Origin of the sequence: Aliivibrio fischeri (genome assembly GCA_038993745.2) — a bacterium.
GTDB lineage: Bacteria > Pseudomonadota > Gammaproteobacteria > Enterobacterales > Vibrionaceae > Aliivibrio > Aliivibrio fischeri_B.
The window spans coordinates 1,303,679-1,321,185 of the sequence record CP160629.1; the positions used below are offsets into that span (position 1 = coordinate 1,303,679).

Annotated in this window: 14 protein-coding genes and 1 pseudogene; 12 read left to right on the forward strand and 3 right to left on the reverse strand. The window is 38.8% G+C overall.

Annotated elements, in window-relative coordinates:
• The first annotated feature begins 2 nt into the window (after positions 1-2).
• The 3 genes and pseudogenes from AAFX60_006305 to AAFX60_006315 all read left to right on the forward strand — a co-directional run bounded on the left by AAFX60_006305 (position 3) and on the right by AAFX60_006315 (position 4,664).
• Positions 3-1,085 (forward strand): efflux RND transporter periplasmic adaptor subunit, encoded by a 1,083-nt coding sequence (locus AAFX60_006305; protein ID XDF78728.1) that lies wholly within the window; start codon positions 3-5, stop codon positions 1,083-1,085.
• A pseudogene (locus AAFX60_006310) lies at positions 1,082-4,158 on the forward strand (efflux RND transporter permease subunit). The gene AAFX60_006305 and the pseudogene AAFX60_006310 overlap by 4 nt, the downstream one beginning before the upstream one ends.
• Before the next feature lie 119 nt (positions 4,159-4,277).
• A complete protein-coding gene (locus AAFX60_006315; protein ID XDF78729.1) occupies positions 4,278-4,664 on the forward strand; it encodes a DUF2750 domain-containing protein in 387 nt (128 codons plus the stop codon).
• A gap of 52 nt (positions 4,665-4,716) precedes the next feature.
• On the opposite strand, the gene AAFX60_006320 is transcribed toward AAFX60_006315, so the two are convergent.
• Entirely contained in the window at positions 4,717-5,907 is a 1,191-nt protein-coding gene (locus AAFX60_006320) for a cystathionine beta-lyase (GenBank protein ID XDF78730.1), read from the reverse strand.
• A gap of 145 nt (positions 5,908-6,052) precedes the next feature.
• On the opposite strand from AAFX60_006320, the gene AAFX60_006325 reads away from it, so the two are divergent.
• From AAFX60_006325 to AAFX60_006365, 9 genes are all read left to right on the forward strand, one after another.
• On the forward strand, positions 6,053-6,403 hold the full coding sequence (locus tag AAFX60_006325) for a hypothetical protein (protein ID XDF78731.1): 351 nt from the start codon (positions 6,053-6,055) through the stop codon (positions 6,401-6,403).
• 241 nt (positions 6,404-6,644) lie between these two features.
• On the forward strand, positions 6,645-7,790 hold the full coding sequence (gene yiaY / locus AAFX60_006330) for an L-threonine dehydrogenase (GenBank protein ID XDF78732.1): 1,146 nt from the start codon (positions 6,645-6,647) through the stop codon (positions 7,788-7,790).
• Between the two features lie 157 nt (positions 7,791-7,947).
• On the forward strand, positions 7,948-8,547 hold the full coding sequence (gene ribA / locus AAFX60_006335; GenBank protein ID XDF78733.1) for a GTP cyclohydrolase II: 600 nt from the start codon (positions 7,948-7,950) through the stop codon (positions 8,545-8,547).
• Between the two features lie 210 nt (positions 8,548-8,757).
• Positions 8,758-10,011, forward strand: a complete 1,254-nt coding sequence (locus AAFX60_006340) for an imelysin family protein (GenBank protein ID XDF78734.1) — start codon at positions 8,758-8,760, stop codon at positions 10,009-10,011.
• A 179-nt stretch (positions 10,012-10,190) separates the two neighbouring features.
• Complete coding sequence (locus AAFX60_006345; protein XDF78735.1) at positions 10,191-11,594, forward strand: di-heme oxidoredictase family protein; 1,404 nt, start codon at positions 10,191-10,193, stop codon at positions 11,592-11,594.
• 10 nt (positions 11,595-11,604) lie between these two features.
• The gene (locus tag AAFX60_006350; GenBank protein ID XDF78736.1) at positions 11,605-12,615 is read left to right on the forward strand and encodes an imelysin family protein; all 1,011 of its coding nucleotides are present in this window, start codon (positions 11,605-11,607) and stop codon (positions 12,613-12,615) included.
• Complete coding sequence (locus tag AAFX60_006355; GenBank protein ID XDF78737.1) at positions 12,605-13,714, forward strand: DUF1513 domain-containing protein; 1,110 nt, start codon at positions 12,605-12,607, stop codon at positions 13,712-13,714. Before AAFX60_006350 ends, AAFX60_006355 begins: the two co-directional genes overlap by 11 nt.
• Positions 13,715-13,758: 44 nt before the next feature.
• Entirely contained in the window at positions 13,759-14,412 is a 654-nt protein-coding gene (locus tag AAFX60_006360) for an MBL fold metallo-hydrolase (protein ID XDF78738.1), read from the forward strand.
• 202 nt (positions 14,413-14,614) lie between these two features.
• The gene (locus AAFX60_006365) at positions 14,615-15,001 is read left to right on the forward strand and encodes a hypothetical protein (protein ID XDF78739.1); all 387 of its coding nucleotides are present in this window, start codon (positions 14,615-14,617) and stop codon (positions 14,999-15,001) included.
• 156 nt (positions 15,002-15,157) lie between these two features.
• Here AAFX60_006365 and AAFX60_006370 read toward each other — a convergent pair whose 3' ends face one another.
• Positions 15,158-16,072 carry a DUF3943 domain-containing protein gene (locus AAFX60_006370; GenBank protein ID XDF78740.1) on the reverse strand — a complete coding sequence of 305 codons (915 nt, stop codon included), beginning with the start codon at positions 16,070-16,072 and terminating at the stop codon, positions 15,158-15,160.
• A gap of 148 nt (positions 16,073-16,220) precedes the next feature.
• On the reverse strand, positions 16,221-17,393 hold the full coding sequence (locus tag AAFX60_006375; protein ID XDF78741.1) for an aromatic amino acid transport family protein: 1,173 nt from the start codon (positions 17,391-17,393) through the stop codon (positions 16,221-16,223).
• Between the last annotated feature and the right edge of the window lie 114 nt (positions 17,394-17,507).

The following is a 17,507-nucleotide window of genomic DNA, read 5'->3' on the forward strand; positions in this document are numbered from 1 at the left end:
TAATGCAAAGATTAATGAAACTATCTTTACTTTCCAGCACGTTACTTCTTACTGCTTGTAATCCTGCGCCGACGGAAACTGTCGTAGAAATTCCGAATGTTGTGATTAAAGATATTAATTCAAATGGGGTAAGTGATCGCCTTTATCTTCCTGCGGTAGCCACTGCTGCTGATCGTTCTCATCTAAGTTTTCGACTTTCTGGTGAGATTAAAGAGCTAAATATAAAAGCAGGGGAAATCGTTAAAAAAGGTCAAGTTTTAGCTGTGTTAGATAAAACCGACTACAACATTGATGTTGATAATGCTAGAGCTCGCTACAACGTAGCAAACAGTCAATATAAGCGTTCAAAGCCCTTAGTTGATAAAGGATTGTTAGCTAAATCACAATTCGATGAATTAGCAGCGCAACGACAAATTGCACTAGCGGATTTAGAGTTAGCAAAATTGCGTTTAAGTTTTACCGAGTTAAAGGCGCCAATTGATGGTGTTATTTCTCGAGTAAGTGTTGAGCAATTTGAAAATATTCAAGTAGGGCAACAGATCTTTAATATTAATAACCGAGATGCGGTAGATATTATTGTTCAAGTACCTGACAAGCTTTATGCAAAGCAACCGAATAAAGAAATAATTGAAAGCATTAAAGCAACAGTTCGCCTTGATAGTGGTGAGAGCTACTCCGCAAGAATTAAAGAATACACCACAGAGCCTGATCCTGATTCAGGTGCTTATCTAGTTACACTGACAATGCCTATGCCTGAAGACCAATTTATATTGGATGGTATGGCAGTTGAGGTGGCAACTAGTGAAAGTGAAATTCGTTTATCAACTCAAGCAGGCATGGTAATTCCGATTGAAGCTATTTTTAATGAAGATGGTGACACTATTGATCTTGCTGAAAAATACGTATGGCTTGTTGATGAAAACAATACAGTGAAAAAACAAAAAGTAGTAACGACAAAAGCGACTTCATCTGGTTTACGAGTTGTTGAAGGTTTATCAACCGGTGATCGCATTGTAATAGCAGGGGTATCACGACTGCGTGATGGCATGTCAGTGAATGTTATTAATGCGGAGGAGAAAAAATGAGCCAAGAAAAAGGAATTGCAGCTTATTTCATACAGAATAAAGTCATCAGTTGGATGTTAACACTGATCTTTATGATTGGTGGTACATCCGCATTTTTTGGTTTAGGCCGTTTAGAAGACCCTGCGTTTACCATTAAAGATGCAATGGTCGTAACCAATTATCCTGGTGCGACACCTGAGCAAGTGGAAGAAGAAGTAACCTACCCACTAGAAAAAGCAATTCAACAGTTGACTTATGTAGATGAAGTTAACTCGCTGTCTAGTCGTGGACTGTCTCAGATCACTGTAACCATGAAAAACAATTATGGTCCTGATGATTTACCACAAATCTGGGATGAACTGCGCCGTAAGGTGAATGACTTAAAACGTCAATTACCTCCGGGTGTTGGTGAACCATCAGTTATCGATGATTTTGGTGATGTTTATGGTGTGCTTTTAGCCGTAACAGGAAAAGGCTACTCATATAAAGAAATTCTAGATTATGTTGATTATTTGCGTCGTGAATTAGAGCTTGTTGATGGCGTTAGTAAAGTATCTGTTAGTGGTGTTCAACAAGAACAAGTCTTTATTGAAGCGTCATTAAAGCGTATGACAAGTTTAGGAATTTCTCCTCAGACTTTGTATAGCTTATTGTCTAATCAAAATACGGTATCGAGTGCTGGTGCTGTAAAAATCGGAACGGAATATATTCAAATTCACCCAACAGGGGAGTTTGAAGATGTGGCACAACTTGGTGATTTAATCATTACTGATGGTGGTGCTCAAGGACTGATTTATTTAAAAGACATCGCAGAAGTTAAGCGTGGTTATGTTGAAGTGCCAAGTAATATTGTGAACTTTAATGGTAATTTTGCTCTAAACCTCGGTGTTTCATTTAGTGCAGGTGTTAACGTAGTTGAAATTGGTAAATTAGTTGATCAACGAATGGCTGAGCTTAAAGAGCAGCAGCCTATTGGTATTGATATCTCTGAAATTTACAGTCAACCAAAAGAAGTGGATAAATCGGTAAGTGGTTTTGTTGTCAGTCTTGGTCAGGCTGTTGCGATTGTAATTATCGTTTTACTTTTCTTTATGGGAGTACGTTCAGGTCTATTAATTGGTCTTATCCTATTATTGACCGTTGCTGGTACTTTCGTCTTTATGAAGTATTTTGCTATCGATTTACAACGTATTTCTCTTGGTGCACTGGTTATTGCTCTCGGTATGCTCGTAGATAACGCCATTGTGGTGGTCGAAGGCATACTCATCGGGATGCAAAAAGGAAGGACACGTTTACAAGCCGCTACCGATATTGTGACACAAACAAAATGGCCATTGCTAGGAGCAACGGTTATTGCGGTAACCGCGTTTGCGCCAATTGGTTTATCTGATGATGCGACCGGTGAATACTGTGGAACGCTCTTTACCGTCTTGCTAATTTCGTTAATGCTAAGCTGGTTTACTGCTATTTCACTTACGCCTTTCTTTGCTTCTTTATTCTTTAAGGAGAGAGTACAAAGCGAAGAAGAGAGTCTTGAAGAGAAAGACCCATACAATGGGATGATCTTTGTTGTTTATAAGCGTTTCCTAGAGTTTTGTATGCGCTACTCTGTAGCAACCATGGTAATACTGGTTGTAGCTCTTGGTGGTAGTTTATATGGCTTTACCAAAGTTAAACAATCTTTCTTCCCATCATCAACAACGCCAATCTTCATGGTGGATGTATGGATGCCTGAAGGGACAGATATTCGTTCAACTAATGCAACATTAAAAGAGTTAGAAGAATGGATATTAGAACAGCAACATATTGAACACGTAACAACAACTGCTGGTAAAGGTTTACAGCGTTTCATGTTGACTTATGCACCAGAGAAAAGCTATGCAGCTTATGGTGAGATAATGACTCGTGTTGATAACTATGAAGCATTACAGCCCTTGATGGCGAAGTTCCGTCAGCATATCGAAGATCAATACCCACAAATTCAATATAAATTGAAACAAATTGAATTAGGTCCGGGTGGCGGTGCGAAAGTTGAAGCTCGTATTGTTGGTGCTGATCCAACGGTATTACGTGGCTTAGCGGCGCAAGTTATCGACATTATGCATAATGACCCAGGAGCAACAAACGTACGTCATGACTGGCGTGAGCGTACAAAAGTACTTGAGCCTCAATTTAATGAGAGTCAGGCTCGTCGTTATGGTATTTCAAAGACAGATGTAAACGAACTATTAGAAATGGCGTTCTCAGGTAAAGCAATTGGTGTTTACCGTGATGGTACAACATTAATGCCAATCGTTACTCGATTACCTGAAAATGAACGTGTTGATATTAGTACGATTGAAGGCATGAAAATTTGGAGTCCGGCACTGTCTCAATATATTCCATTACAACAGGTTGTTCTGGGTATGATGTGATTTGGGAAGATCCACAAGTTGTTCGTAAGAACCGTAAACGTATGTTAACCGTAATGGCTGACCCAGATATTTTAGGTGAAGAAACTGCGGCAACATTGCAGAAACGATTACAAACACAAATTGAGGCGATCGATTTTCCTACGGGTTACAGTTTAGAGTGGGGCGGTGAATACGAATCGTCACGTGATGCTCAGGCATCATTATTCCAAACGATGCCATTGGGTTATCTATTCATGTTCTTAGTTACTGTCTTCTTATTTAACAGTGTGAAAGAGTCGGTGATTGTGTGGCTAACGGTACCATTAGCTATTATTGGTGTAACTAGTGGTCTATTGTTACTTAATACGCCATTTGGTTTTATGGCTTTACTCGGTTTCTTGAGCTTAAGTGGTATGCTATTGAAAAATGGTATCGTATTACTTGATCAGATTGAAATAGAGATACAATCAGGTAAAGAGCCTTACCATGCGGTGGTTGATGCGGCATTGAGCCGTGTGCGTCCTGTTTGTATGGCAGCGATCACAACAATCTTAGGTATGATACCTCTACTACCGGATATCTTCTTTAAGCCAATGGCGGTAACGATTATGTTTGGTTTAGGTTTTGCAACGGTTCTTACTCTAATTGTGGTTCCAGTTCTATATCGAATGTTCCACAGAATTAAAGTGGTTGAATACTAATCGTAGTTAATAACTGGTTAAAAGCTCATATTAGAGTATCTAGTATGGGCTTTTTTGTGGTATTCTATCGCTAACAATCTGAATAAGATGAACGCAGTTCACATATTAGGAACCGTAAAATGAGCCAATTAGATCAACAAGCAATAGACAAAATCCAAAACTACAATGAAGAAGAGCGTTTTAATTACTTCATGAAAGAAGTAGTAGCAAATCGTCAAATTTGGATTTTAACCGATGAGCATGGTTGTGTAATGTTGAACACAGAAGAGGAAGATTGTGTTCCTGTATGGCCAAATCAAGAGTTTGCAGAAGCATGGGCAACGGGTGAGTGGGACGTGTGTAAAGCTGAATCTATCTCATTAAATAAATGGCATAGTCGTTGGACTAACGGCTTAGAAGATGATGAATTAGCTGTGGTTGTATTCCCAAATCAAAATGAAGAAGGGCAAGTTCTTTTCCCTGACGAGTTTGATTTTGAACTGACAAAGCAAGAAAGAAAACGTTAATTATTAGAAATGAAAGGCGATACGGCTTATGCAATATCGCCTTTATTTATTGTTAAGCGTTTAATGCGTCTTGATAGCGTTGCAGTCCTTCTTCGAGATCGTGAATTAGATCTTCAACATCTTCTAATCCAATGTGAACACGGATTAATGTCCCTTTAAAGTTTGGATTAGCTATGGTTCTTAATGCATTGAAGCTTCGAGGCTCATTGGCAAGAATAAGGCTTTCAAATCCTCCCCATGAATATCCCATACTAAAATGTGTCATGCCATCTAATAACGCGGTGGTTGCTTTGGTATCGGATTGTTTTAAAACAAAGGAAAATAAACCATTACAGCCTTTGAAATCACGTTGGTAAAACTCATGACCCGGGCAACTAGCAAGAGCAGGGTGGCGAACATGATCCACTAATGGATGTGCCTCTAACCATTTAGCGACTTTGATGCTGCTCTTTTCATGTTGTTTTAATCGAACGCCCATGGTGCGAATACCACGCATTGCAAGATATGCATCATCAGGAGAAATACATTGCCCCATTAAATAACTTTGTTCACGCAGTTGATCCCAATGTTTTTCGTTCGCTACGGCTGTACCGAGCATCACATCCGAGTGACCAACGATGTATTTGGTTGCTGCTTGTACAGAAATATCGACACCGTGATCAAAAGGGGCAAGATTCACACCCGCACCCCATGTATTATCAAGTATGACGGTAATATCTGTTTCGTGCGCAATACGGCTAAGGGTAGGTAAATCTTGAACTTCCATGGTGATAGAACATGGAGATTCAGTAAATAAAACCGTTGTGTTTGGGCGGATAAGTTCGCGAATACCTTCACCAATCATTGGGTCATAATAGGTGGTTTCTATCCCCATTCGTTTCAAGATGGTTTCACAATAGTCACGGGTCGGTTCATAACAACCATCTACCATTAAGATGTGATCACCCGTTTTAACAAAGGCTAAAATGGTATTGGCAATAGCTGCGGTACCACAAGGGTATAAAGCACAGCCTGCACCACCTTCAAGCTCAACCATGGCATCTTGTAGAGCAAAGTGGGTTTCGGTCCCACGACGCCCATAAAAAAGCGTTTGTTTGGCACGGTTAACCATAGCGTGATTTTTTTCTGCAACCGTATTAAACACCACAGTAGAAGCGCGTTGTACTGGTGGGTTAACTACGCCTTTTGTCCATTTTTTGTTACGGCCGGCGGTGACGTATTTGGTCTCTAATTTATCTGACATCTGAATCCATTCGATTATAAGTAAATAATATCCCCATAAAGCCAAAATGAGCACCAAATATCAAGGAATAAAGTGAATTGAGGTCGAATAAATTTTTTTTGCTGCTAAAATCACATTCATCGTTAACCTCAGAGTTGAATATCAAATGCAACAGAATGAATTTGAAACATTAGTTAAAGAACTGTGTAAGAAAGAAAACCTTCCTCAAGTGCTAGAAGCTTTAAAAACATGTGAAGACCAAGACATTGTTGAAGCAGCTCAATCGCTAGCAGGTCAGTTCCGCCTTGCAGAAGTAGAAGGTGAGCAACGTATTTATCATGTATTTACTGATGAAGACGAAAATGGTGAAGAGCAAGAACTTGCAGAGTGGATCATGAACGAAGGTGATGATGTTATTAAATTCGTCGCTTGGTTCTTCTACGCAATGTTTGATATGAAGCAAAAAGAAACGTACCAAGCAGCGGGTAAAACTTACCAACAGCCAAAGCGTTCTTAGATCTTTATCACAAAAATTACAAGCCAATAAGATGATATTATTGGCTTTATTATCAATAGGTTAAGTTTTAATACGCCTTTCGCTTTCTATCTACCACTAAAGTATGACTCACTTCTCAGTTTTATTGTAACGCTCTCTTCCTTATTGCAGTTTTTGTCTTAGATCAAAAAGTTATTACCTGTATCAATGTTAAAACATAAACAGTTCTTAAAAATTTATATAAATACTAATGGAGTTGGTTATGAGTGCATTTTTTATCCCTACAGTAAACTTAATGGGTGCAGGTTGTCTTACAGAAGCGATGGACAGCATCAAATCTCAAGGTTACAAAAAGGGTCTTATCGTTACTGATAACGTACTAGTTGCAATTGGTATGGTTAAACAAGTATCAGATTTATTAGCAGAGCGCGGTGTTGAAGTTGCTGTGTTTGATGGTACGCAACCAAACCCAACAATCGGTAACGTAAATGCAGGTTTAAAAATTCTTAAAGATAATGAGTGTGACTTCGTTATCTCTTTAGGTGGTGGTTCTCCTCACGATTGTGCTAAAGGTATTGCTTTAGTTGCTGCAAATGGTGGTGAGATTGCTGATTATGAAGGTGTTGATCAGTCAGCTAAGCCACAATTGCCTCTAATTGCGATCAATACAACGGCTGGTACAGCATCTGAAATGACGCGTTTCTGTATCATTACAGATGAAGCTCGTCACATTAAGATGGCGATTGTAGATAAGCACACGACACCATTGATGTCTGTAAATGATCCTGAATTAATGCTTGCGAAACCAGCATCATTAACAGCAGCAACGGGTATGGATGCGTTAACGCATGCTATTGAAGCATACGTATCAATTGCAGCAACACCAGTAACTGATGCTGTAGCAATTAAAGCAATGGAACTTATCCAAGCGCATTTACGTACAGCGGTTAACGATGGTCAAAATCTAGAAGCTCGTGAGCAAATGGCTTATGCACAATTCATGGCGGGTATGGCATTTAACAATGCTTCTCTAGGTTATGTTCACGCAATGGCACACCAACTAGGTGGGTTCTACGACCTTCCACACGGCGTATGTAATGCGATTCTTCTTCCTCATGTACAAAGCTACAATGCTAAAGTATGTCCTGAACGTCTAAAAGACGTTGCAAAAGCAATGGGCGTAAATGTTGAAGGCATGACAAATGAAGAAGGCGCTCAAGCTGCATTAGAAGCGATTAAACAATTATCAAAAGATGTTGGTATTCCTTCTGGTCTAACAGAGCTTAATGCCAAAGAGGAAGATTTCGATACGCTTGCAGAAAACGCATTAAAAGATGCATGTGGCTTTACTAACCCTAAGCAAGCGACGCACGAAGAAATCGTAAGTATCTTCAAAGCAGCAATGTAATTCTTATAGATAAAAGTATTAATTAGTTTAGAAAGGTCTAACAATTGTTAGGCCTTTTTTTTGATTCTTGCTTCCACGTTAGGGTATGCTTATGATCTTCTTATCTGATTAAGTCGTAGAAGATTTGATCTTCTCATTGAAAAAGGCATAAATTAGCATGGCAAACGTAAGAGCTCGTATAGAGTTAATGGTAGGGCAAAAAAGTAATATCCCTGCAGAAATGCTTTCATTTGAAGGGCTAGAGACTGAGAAAGAGCACGTTGCTGTTATTTTTAATCAAGCCGATAAACATCAATCTACTCCCTTAGTACGTATGCATTCCGAGTGTTTAACAGGGGATGTATTTCACTCATCTCGCTGTGATTGCGGTGAACAATTAGAGGAAACGATCAACCGAATGTCTGAAAGTGGCGGGATTATATTATACCTACGCCAAGAGGGACGCGGTATTGGTTTATATAACAAATTAGATGCTTATGAATTACAAAGCCAAGGTATGAATACCTATGAGGCAAATAATCATTTAGGGTTTGGTGATGATTTACGTGACTTCAAAGAAGCGGCACAAATGCTTGAAGCATTGAATATATCTAAGATTAAGCTAGTTACGAATAATCCAAAAAAGATTAAGGATATTCAAAACTACGGTATTGAAATTGATGAAGTTGTTAATACTCATGCCCATGTAAAACAGGGCAATGAGCATTATTTACATTCAAAGGCCGCACACGGGCATAAGTTAAATTTTGATAAATAATATTGTCTTTATTATTAACTATTAAAAACCTTACTTATTTGTGGGGTTTTTTTATGAGTTACACAAAATTGGTAAAATAAATGATAAGGATTTGCATTTAGATTCAGAATGAGTATATTACGCAAATAAAAATTATCATCATTAATGAATTCTTACAGTTTTCAATTAATGGTTTACAAGTCATATTCATTTGCTCAACAAGGACGATTCATGAATCACGTCAAATTTGCTCGAAATTTAATTACCGCATCTTTATTTGTTATTCCTTCTATTTCACAAGCAACGACTCAATCGGAAGTGGTAGAGCACTATGCTGATATCGCTCATGCTGTTTATAGCGACTCTTTATCTACAGCTCAAAAACTGGACAAAGCCATTACTACTTTTTTGAATAATCCTTCTAAAGATGGTTTAGAGGCAGTAAAGCTGGCTTGGAAAGAGGCTCGTGTACCTTATCAACAATCGGAAGTTTTCCGTTTTGGTAATGCGATTGTTGATGAATGGGAAGGGCAATTAAATGCTTGGCCTTTAGATGAAGGCCTAATTGATTATGTTGCAGACGATTATCAATATGAATTAGGTAATGATGGTGCTAAAGCGAATATTGTTGCGTCTAAGTCAATAAAGATTGGTGCCGAAACGATTGATGTAACATCAATTAAGGCAGAGCAATTGGCAGATTTAAATGAGTTAGGTGGTTCTGAGGCAAATGTAGCAACGGGCTATCATGCCATTGAATTTTTACTTTGGGGTCAAGACCTAAATGGAACTAACTCTGGTGCAGGTGAGCGTCCATACACTGATTATGTTATCGGTTCTGCGTGTACTAATGGTAATTGTGAGCGCCGAGCTGAATATTTAAAAGCGGCTTCTGAGCTGTTGATTAAAGACCTTTCTTGGATGGAAAAACAATGGAAAGAAGGTGAGAAAAATTATCGTGCTGAGCTTTTATCTGAATCATCAGAGCAAGGTTTACGTAAGATGCTATTTGGTATGGGGTCATTATCTCTAGGTGAGTTAGCAGGCGAGCGAATGAAGGTTGCATTAGAAGCAAACTCAACAGAAGACGAGCACGATTGTTTTTCTGATAATACACATAACTCTCATTACTACAACGAACAAGGTATCTATAACGTCTATACGGGGACTTATACACGAGCTGATGGTTCTCAATTGTCTGGACCGAGTATTCATGATCTTGTTGCAAAGAAAGATGCCAAAGCAGCAAAAGAGATTAAACAGCAGTTTGATGCAACTCGTACTCAAGTAGGTACATTGGTTTCTGCTGCGGAGAAGGATAATCAACACTTTGATCAATTGATTGCCGCTGATAACGCTGCTGGTAATGCATTAGTAAACAAATCAATTATGTCGTTAGTTTTGCAAACCGCTTCTATTGAACGTGCTGCAAACGTTATTGGCATTACGAGTTTAAATCCTGATACAGCTGATCACGAATTTTAATTCTAAGAAAAAGCAGTAATACAATGATAGCGACCTAGAAATAGGTGTTAGCTCAATCACATTTCCCCCGATTTAGTGATTGAGCTCTTTTCTTTTTTCTATTGTGGTTATTGAAATAATAACGATAAACAATACCCATCGATACCCATAATAATATGACGATCAGGATATGCGACTTTATGAAACCCGCAATGCTTGGAGCAATAACTTTATTATCTACATTTTCTTTTTCTTCTTTCTCAGCTGATGTTAACCCTATTGATGTTGCCTCTGGTGGTAAGACAAGCGTAAAAAAAGAGGGGCAGAATGCCTTTTCTTTGCCTGCTGCAAATTTACCTATGAGTAAACGACTAGACTTTAGTGTCGGTAACAGTTTCTTTCGTAATCCTTGGGTACAAGCACCCGCGTCAACAGATGCCAGAGATGGACTCGGCCCTTTATTTAATACTAACGGTTGTCAAAATTGTCATATTAAAGATGGTAGAGGACATGCTCCTCGAGAAGGCGATACAAATGCTGTATCTATGCTTGTTCGATTAAGTATTCCAGCTTTTACTCCAGAGCAGAAAAAACGCATTATTTTAGAAGGGGTGATCCCTGAGCCTACTTATGGTGGGCAGCTTCAAGATTTCTCGTTATCTGGATTAAAGCCAGAAGGACAAATACACATTACCTATAATGATCTACCTGTAACGCTTTCTGATGGTTACGTTGTCACATTGCGTAAGCCAAATTTGACCATTACTGAATTAGCTTATGGTGACATGGATGAGAATGTAATGATGTCTGCACGAATTGCCCCACCTATGATCGGTTTAGGTTTATTAGAATCGATCCCTGAAAAAACCATCCTAGGTTTTGCTGAACAACAAAAGAATGAAAATAAAGGCGTTTCAGGTAAAGCAAACCGAGTGTGGGATGCAAAAACAAAGCAACTTGAATTAGGACGTTTTGGTTGGAAAGCCGGACAACCGACACTTATGCAACAAAATGCGGCAGCGTTTAACGGGGATTTAGGCTTAACGAGCAACATGTTCCCGAAAGATGACTGTACTCAAGCTCAGACAGCGTGTGCGAAGCTTCCCCATGGCGGTGAGCCAGAGGTTAGCGATAAGATTTTAAATTTTGTTGAATTTTATTCTCAGCATTTAGCGGTTCCGGTTCGTCGAAATGTAAATGATCCCGAAGTTATTAAAGGTCAAAAACTATTTAAAAATATTGGCTGTGAAAGCTGCCATAAAAGCAATATACAAACAGTAAAAATTAAAGACAGACCTGCGTTATCTAACCAGTTAATTCATCCTTATACTGATTTACTACTTCATGATATGGGGGAGGGGCTTGCAGATAATAGACCGGAGTTTTTAGCGAATGGGCAAGAATGGCGAACGCCACCATTGTGGGGACTTGGTTATACACAGGAAGTGAATGGGCATACAGAAATGCTGCATGATGGTCGAGCTAGAAATGCATTAGAGGCGATTCTTTGGCATGGTGGTGAAGCTCAAACAGCTCGTGATGCCGTGGTTAAATTATCAACGCAAGATCGCAATGCGTTACTTGAATTTCTGAACTCATTATAAAGGATAAGCAATGAAACCTAAGTATCTATTACTAAGCAGTACGGTTTTGCTTACTGCCTGTCAAAGTACTAGCCAAACCTCGATATCAAATGAAATGATTGAGCAAGTTTATGTTATTGAACAACAATCCGCCCAACGTTTAGCTGAGTCAAGTTTACAACTAGCGCAAAAGTTTGAATCTTACTGTGTAAAGCAAGCTGATAAGCAAGAGGTTGAAGAGCAGTGGCAGCAAACAATGCACTCTTGGATGGCATTACAAGGGCAAGAAAGGGGCCCAGAAGCAGCACTTGCATTAAATTGGAATATTCAATTTTGGCCGGATAAAAAAAATACAACAGGTCGAAAAATGTCTCAGTTATTACAACAAGATCTGAGTTGGAATAGTAAGTTAATTCAACAGCAAAGTGTGACAGCTCAAGGCCTTGGAGCTGTTGAGTGGTTGCTGTTTGACCAATCATCTACGTTGCCACAACCTGAAGCGTGTCAGTTGGGTAATGCGATTACACGTAATTTGGCGCTTAATACGCAAAAAATAGAACAAGCATGGCAAGTTAATCCATGGTCTGAATTTGATCAAACAATGTGGCTAAATGAATATATTGCGTTGTTAGCGAATCAACTGGATTACAGTATGAAAAAGCTGAGCCGTCCACTGGCAAAAATTGGACAACCACGTCCATATTTTGCTGAGTCATGGCGTTCAGAAAAGTCATTAACGTGGCTTAAATACAATGTTGAAGCAATGCGCACACTTTATATAGCTAATGGTGTTGGTCTTGATAATTATTTGCGTAAACAAGGGCATGCAGAGTTAGCCGATCGAATTAATGATCATTTTGATTCTACATTAGCATCGTGGCCTGCATCTTCGTCGTTGTTTGCTGCATTGCAAACTAAATCAGGCTATCAAGATACACTCTCTTTATATAACAAATTAGAGTATTTGAAGTACCTAATTCATGAAGAAGTAGCGATAGAGTTGAATATTGTAATAGGGTTCAATGCAACTGATGGCGATTGATAATCATAAACGTAAGTTATTAAAAAGTAGTGCGGCTGCTTTGGCATTGTCACCATGGCTAACAGCGTGTTCTTCTTCGTCGCTTCAGAGAGAAAAAGCGGCATTGGTATCTTGCTCTCGTACCGCTAATGGGCATTTTAGTGCAGTTGTTGCGGACAGTAACGGTTACCCAATTTATTCGATTCCACTACCAGAAAGAGGTCATGGTGTTGCTATCTCGCCTAATGGTGAGTTAGGTGTCGCATTTGCTCGACGCCCTGGTAACTATATGCAGTTGTTTAATATAGAAACGGGTAAAAGTTATGCCATTACTGCGTCTAGCCCTGACCGCTATTTTTATGGTCATGGTGTGTTTTCTTCTGATGGAATGACTCTGTATACCACAGAAGGTGAAAAGAAGACGAGCCAAGGCATTATTGGTGTTTATCAATTGCGTGATCACCAGTTAATTAAAGTAAACGAATTCTCAGGCTTTGGTATTGGCCCTCATGAAGTGATCCGTGTTGATGACACAACATTAGCGATAGGTGTTGGTGGCGTTCATACAGATGGTAGAACGCCCTTAAATTTAGAGTCGATGCAACCAGCGTTGGTCTATTTGTCTACTGAGTCTGGAGAAGTTGTTGAACGGGTTGGATTAGCCGAACATAAGTTAAGTATTCGCCATTTATCTCAAACTCATGACGGACGCGTGTTATGTGGTCAGCAATATCGAGGAGAGCCTGAAGATGGGGTTCCTTTAGTGGCAATACATCAACGAGGTGGGGCTTTAATTCCACTGAAAGCGGAACCTGAAGAATGGCTTAGATTTAATCATTACATAGCAAGCATTGCTGTATTAGGAACACATGTTGTTGCCACATCTCCTCGAGGAAATTGCTATGGTGTCTGGGATCTTGAAACAAACCAGTTAACTGAGATTATATCACTAGTGGATGCGTCTGGTGTGGTGGTTGAGCAAAGTGGACTTAACTCACCGCAATGGCATATTAGCTCAGGATCCGGAAAAGTGGTTAATAGAACTGAAAGTGGTATTGTCACAAGTCATCAAACGAATGTGATGTGGGATAACCATTGGAATCGAATTCCCCTAAAATAATAGCCGTGCTATTCTTAGTGTAATTATTTTAGGAAGAGACAAATATGAGCTTACAATATCAAATTATTCCTGTGACTTCATACGAGCAAAACTGTTCAATCGTATGGTGTGATGAAACCATGAAAGGCGTTGTGGTCGATCCTGGTGGTGATGTTCAATTGCTAAAGCAAGCAATTGAGGCATTAAATGTTGATGTTGTGCATATGGTATTAACTCATGGTCATTTAGATCATGTTGGCGGTACAGAAGAGCTGGCTGCTATTACTAATGCAACGATTGTTGGCCCGCATAAAGAAGATAATTTCTGGTTGCAAGGTCTTCCAAATCAAAGTGAGCGATTTGGTTTCCCTCACACAGAGGCATTTGAGCCAAGTCAATGGCTAAATGAAGGCGATGTGATTGAGTTTGGTAATCAAAAATTAGACGTCCTGCATACGCCGGGGCATACTCCAGGTCACGTAGTACTGTTTAATCAAGAAGCAAAAATGGCATTTGTTGGCGATGTACTGTTTAAAGGTGCTATTGGTCGTTCAGATTTCCCTAAAGGTGACTTTGATACGCTTATTTCTTCTATCAAAACAAAACTATGGCCGTTAGGTAATGACATGAGATTTGTACCAGGTCATGGTCCAGAGTCAACATTTGGTCACGAGCGTCAAACTAACCCATTTGTCGCTGATAAAATGCCACTTTGGTAAGAAATTTTGTAAAAGTGACGGACTTTTCACCATACAGTGTCGTCATGTCTATAAATATGGCGCGTTTTTTGGTATAAAACGCGCTTCGCCAATTCCAATACAACTATTTGAGTTACATTTTAGGAATTGACATCTTTTTTCCGCTATCGATTTGAGAGGGTAACTCACAAATATAGATATAGCGCAACGGAGTTTAAGTTTCATGAAAATTGCTCACAAACGTAAAGTTCAGTCTAAGCTGCATAAACGCATTAAAGCTAAAGTTACTGCACCAAAAACTGAAGTGAAAAAAGCAGCTAAACCTGCAAAAGTAGCTAAACCAGTTGAGAAAAAAGTGGAAGCAGTAGTTGCAGAAGCACCAAAAGCAGCAGCAACGGACATCGCACTTACGCCAAAGCAACAGACTGTATTTGACATTGTTTGTCAAAATCCTGAAGGCATCAATTCAAAAGAAATTGGCCTTGCAGCTGGTCAAGAAGAAGCAAAAGCGGCAGCATGGGCAACAGGTGGCTTGAAGAAGCTAGTTGAAGAAAACCTAGTTGTACGTGAACAACTTGCTGGTAATAAAGTGATTTATAAAGCGGCTTAATCGTTTAATAAACTACTTTATAGACACAAAGAAGCCGAGATTACCTCGGTTTTTTTGTGCCTTAAATAGTACCAATTCCATTAATGTTCATCTAATTATAAAAATAAAGGGCATACTAAGATGCCCTTTATTTCTGTCATTCTGATTGATGTGAATTTAGAATTTAAGTTTCACTTCAAGGCCGATAAATTGGTCGGTATAAGGCATACCCGCATCGTAAGCGTATTGAGCAGCATCACCATTACTAAACCATGCGTTGTAAGCTAGATTAACTTCTGTCTCATCACCCCAAGCATCGGTTACCCAGTAATGGATATGACCTACAGGGTTTAAGAAGAATAGACTTACGCTACCTAATGTTTCAGAGCCCATTACTTCGCCACCATTTTCAGTAATACGAAGTTCTTGTTGAAGCATTACTTCACCGACAACAGCACCAAAGAATGGAGTAACGAATAAATCTTGAATAGATGGTACTTCGGCAAATGCCTCTACGCCATACTCCCAGAAGAACGTTGACATTGTTGTCGAGTATAAGAAAGATTCAAACTCGTTAAAGCCTGCGTGACGAGCAGCTGTATAGTAAACGCCACCAAAGTAAGGGTGCATTACATAGTTTAAGAAGTGCTCATCTTTATCCCATACAGGGCCTTGGCTTACGTTATCTTTCCACTTAGAGCCTAGGTTTTTAATGCTTGAATCTTCAGAATCCCACTTAGTGATGCTTTCCGGAAGAAAAGTCATTAAACCAACCGTTGCAACACTTAAACCAAGAATAGTGTATGACTGTTCCATTAGGTAGTCCCAGTCACGCTCATCTGAAACGCGAAGGTAGTGCGGTAATTGTGTGCTTTGTGCTAGGGAATCATTTTCAGCGACTTTAGAAGGTGTTTCACCATCTAAACGCATTGGAGAAAAATCAAATGACGCATTTGAACAATAGCTAGAGTAGATATTTGTAGAACAGTCGTTTTGATAATCCATATCGTAAGCGCTATTAGTATCTAGTGCGAAAGCATTTGTTGATGCTGTACACCCTAAAAGCAAACTGGCTATTGCTTGTTTTTTCACGAAAAGTCCTTAATACAGTTAAATTTCTGAGCTAGTTCACAATTATCTACTATTCGAGAAAAAATGCAAAACATAAAAATAAGAAGAACCAGCTTATCTAGGTTAAATATAGACAAACTGGCTCAACAGAAGATCAAAAAATAAGTTGTTATAGAGAACTGATAAGTTGACTCATAATAATAAGTACACCAAAAGCAACGACTAGTATGAGTGCTCCATTACCACCGATTACTTGGTATTCAGAACTCTCTTTAGTTTTTCTAGCTGAAATAACTAAAGCAACAGGTAAGAATAGAGCAAGAATAACAAGAGCAATAGCAGCATAACCTAATGCCATAATAAAGCCCTGTGGGTAAAATAAAGCAAATAACAATGGTGGTGTGTAGGTTAATAAAGCGGTCACAATCGATGACTGTTGCCATTTTTTAGATGAATCACGTAAAAATTCAAATAATCCTAAACTTACACCAATGAATGAAGTTAATAGCGCAAGATCGGCAAACAAAGAGAGTGCTTGTTGAATAAATTGGTGATCTATTGTGCTTTGAATTTCAGTGATGAATTGATTTAGTCCGTTTATTTGGCCAAATTCATTTTGTGACAACAAGCCTAATGTCATTCCTTGCCAAAATAAGTAAACAATTAAAGGTAGAGAAGAACCCACTAATAAACTTATTTTGATCTTTTTAACATCTAATTCAAGGTAGTTCACGATTGCTGGAATACTGCCATGAAATCCAAACGAAGTAAAAATAACGGGTAATGCTGTGATAAATACACCTTGCTCAACAGGCAGTGCTAATAGGTATTCTCCAGTAATACTTGGCGTTAAAAAGAACAGAATAGAAACTAACATAACTAACTTTAACGTGAATAAACCACGGTTAATAATATCAACTGTTTTCGTACCAAATGTAATGATGGTTGCAACAATACAGGTAAAGATAATCGTTGATGCAAAATTTGAAAATTCAAAAGGAAGCAGCTCATTTAATTTAGAATGAAATTGTTCACTTCCTCCTGCAATGTAAGCTGCACACAAAGCGTAAAAAAGAAACAACATAGAGAAGGTTGCAACTTTTTGTCCGTGTTTTCCTAAAAATTGACGAGCTAAACTATGAAGCGTTGCGCTCTGTTCTCCATATTGATGAACTTCTAACATAAGTAGACTTGTATAGCTCATGATTGCCCAAATACCAATCATTAATAAACTTGCTGTAAAGAATCCTAGACTAGCAGAAACAAGAGGTAAGGCTAACATGCCAGCCCCTATGGTTGTTCCTGCTATAATTAACGAGCTTCCAAGTACTTTTGTCTTCATATACTTCTACTTCTTCTTTCTTAAATTAGAGTAAATTTGGGTGCTTATTTTCGATGGTAGAAATGTACGACTATTCTGAATTGAATACAATAAAAATGTACAATTATAAATACA

What these genes read in the sequence shown, in the direction of transcription:
- AAFX60_006355 (XDF78737.1), top strand. Translation starts at nt 12,605, where the DNA reads ATGGCGATTGATAATCATAAACGTAAGTTATTAAAAAGTAGTGCGGCT.
- AAFX60_006315 (XDF78729.1), top strand. Translation starts at nt 4,278, where the DNA reads ATGAGCCAATTAGATCAACAAGCAATAGACAAAATCCAAAACTACAAT.
- AAFX60_006345 (XDF78735.1), top strand. Translation starts at nt 10,191, where the DNA reads ATGAAACCCGCAATGCTTGGAGCAATAACTTTATTATCTACATTTTCT.
- ribA (XDF78733.1), top strand. Translation starts at nt 7,948, where the DNA reads ATGGCAAACGTAAGAGCTCGTATAGAGTTAATGGTAGGGCAAAAAAGT.
- AAFX60_006365 (XDF78739.1), top strand. Translation starts at nt 14,615, where the DNA reads ATGAAAATTGCTCACAAACGTAAAGTTCAGTCTAAGCTGCATAAACGC.
- AAFX60_006320 (XDF78730.1), bottom strand. Translation starts at nt 5,907, where the DNA reads ATGTCAGATAAATTAGAGACCAAATACGTCACCGCCGGCCGTAACAAA.
- AAFX60_006340 (XDF78734.1), top strand. Translation starts at nt 8,758, where the DNA reads ATGAATCACGTCAAATTTGCTCGAAATTTAATTACCGCATCTTTATTT.
- AAFX60_006375 (XDF78741.1), bottom strand. Translation starts at nt 17,393, where the DNA reads ATGAAGACAAAAGTACTTGGAAGCTCGTTAATTATAGCAGGAACAACC.
- yiaY (XDF78732.1), top strand. Translation starts at nt 6,645, where the DNA reads ATGAGTGCATTTTTTATCCCTACAGTAAACTTAATGGGTGCAGGTTGT.
- AAFX60_006360 (XDF78738.1), top strand. Translation starts at nt 13,759, where the DNA reads ATGAGCTTACAATATCAAATTATTCCTGTGACTTCATACGAGCAAAAC.
- AAFX60_006305 (XDF78728.1), top strand. Translation starts at nt 3, where the DNA reads ATGCAAAGATTAATGAAACTATCTTTACTTTCCAGCACGTTACTTCTT.
- AAFX60_006350 (XDF78736.1), top strand. Translation starts at nt 11,605, where the DNA reads ATGAAACCTAAGTATCTATTACTAAGCAGTACGGTTTTGCTTACTGCC.
- AAFX60_006325 (XDF78731.1), top strand. Translation starts at nt 6,053, where the DNA reads ATGCAACAGAATGAATTTGAAACATTAGTTAAAGAACTGTGTAAGAAA.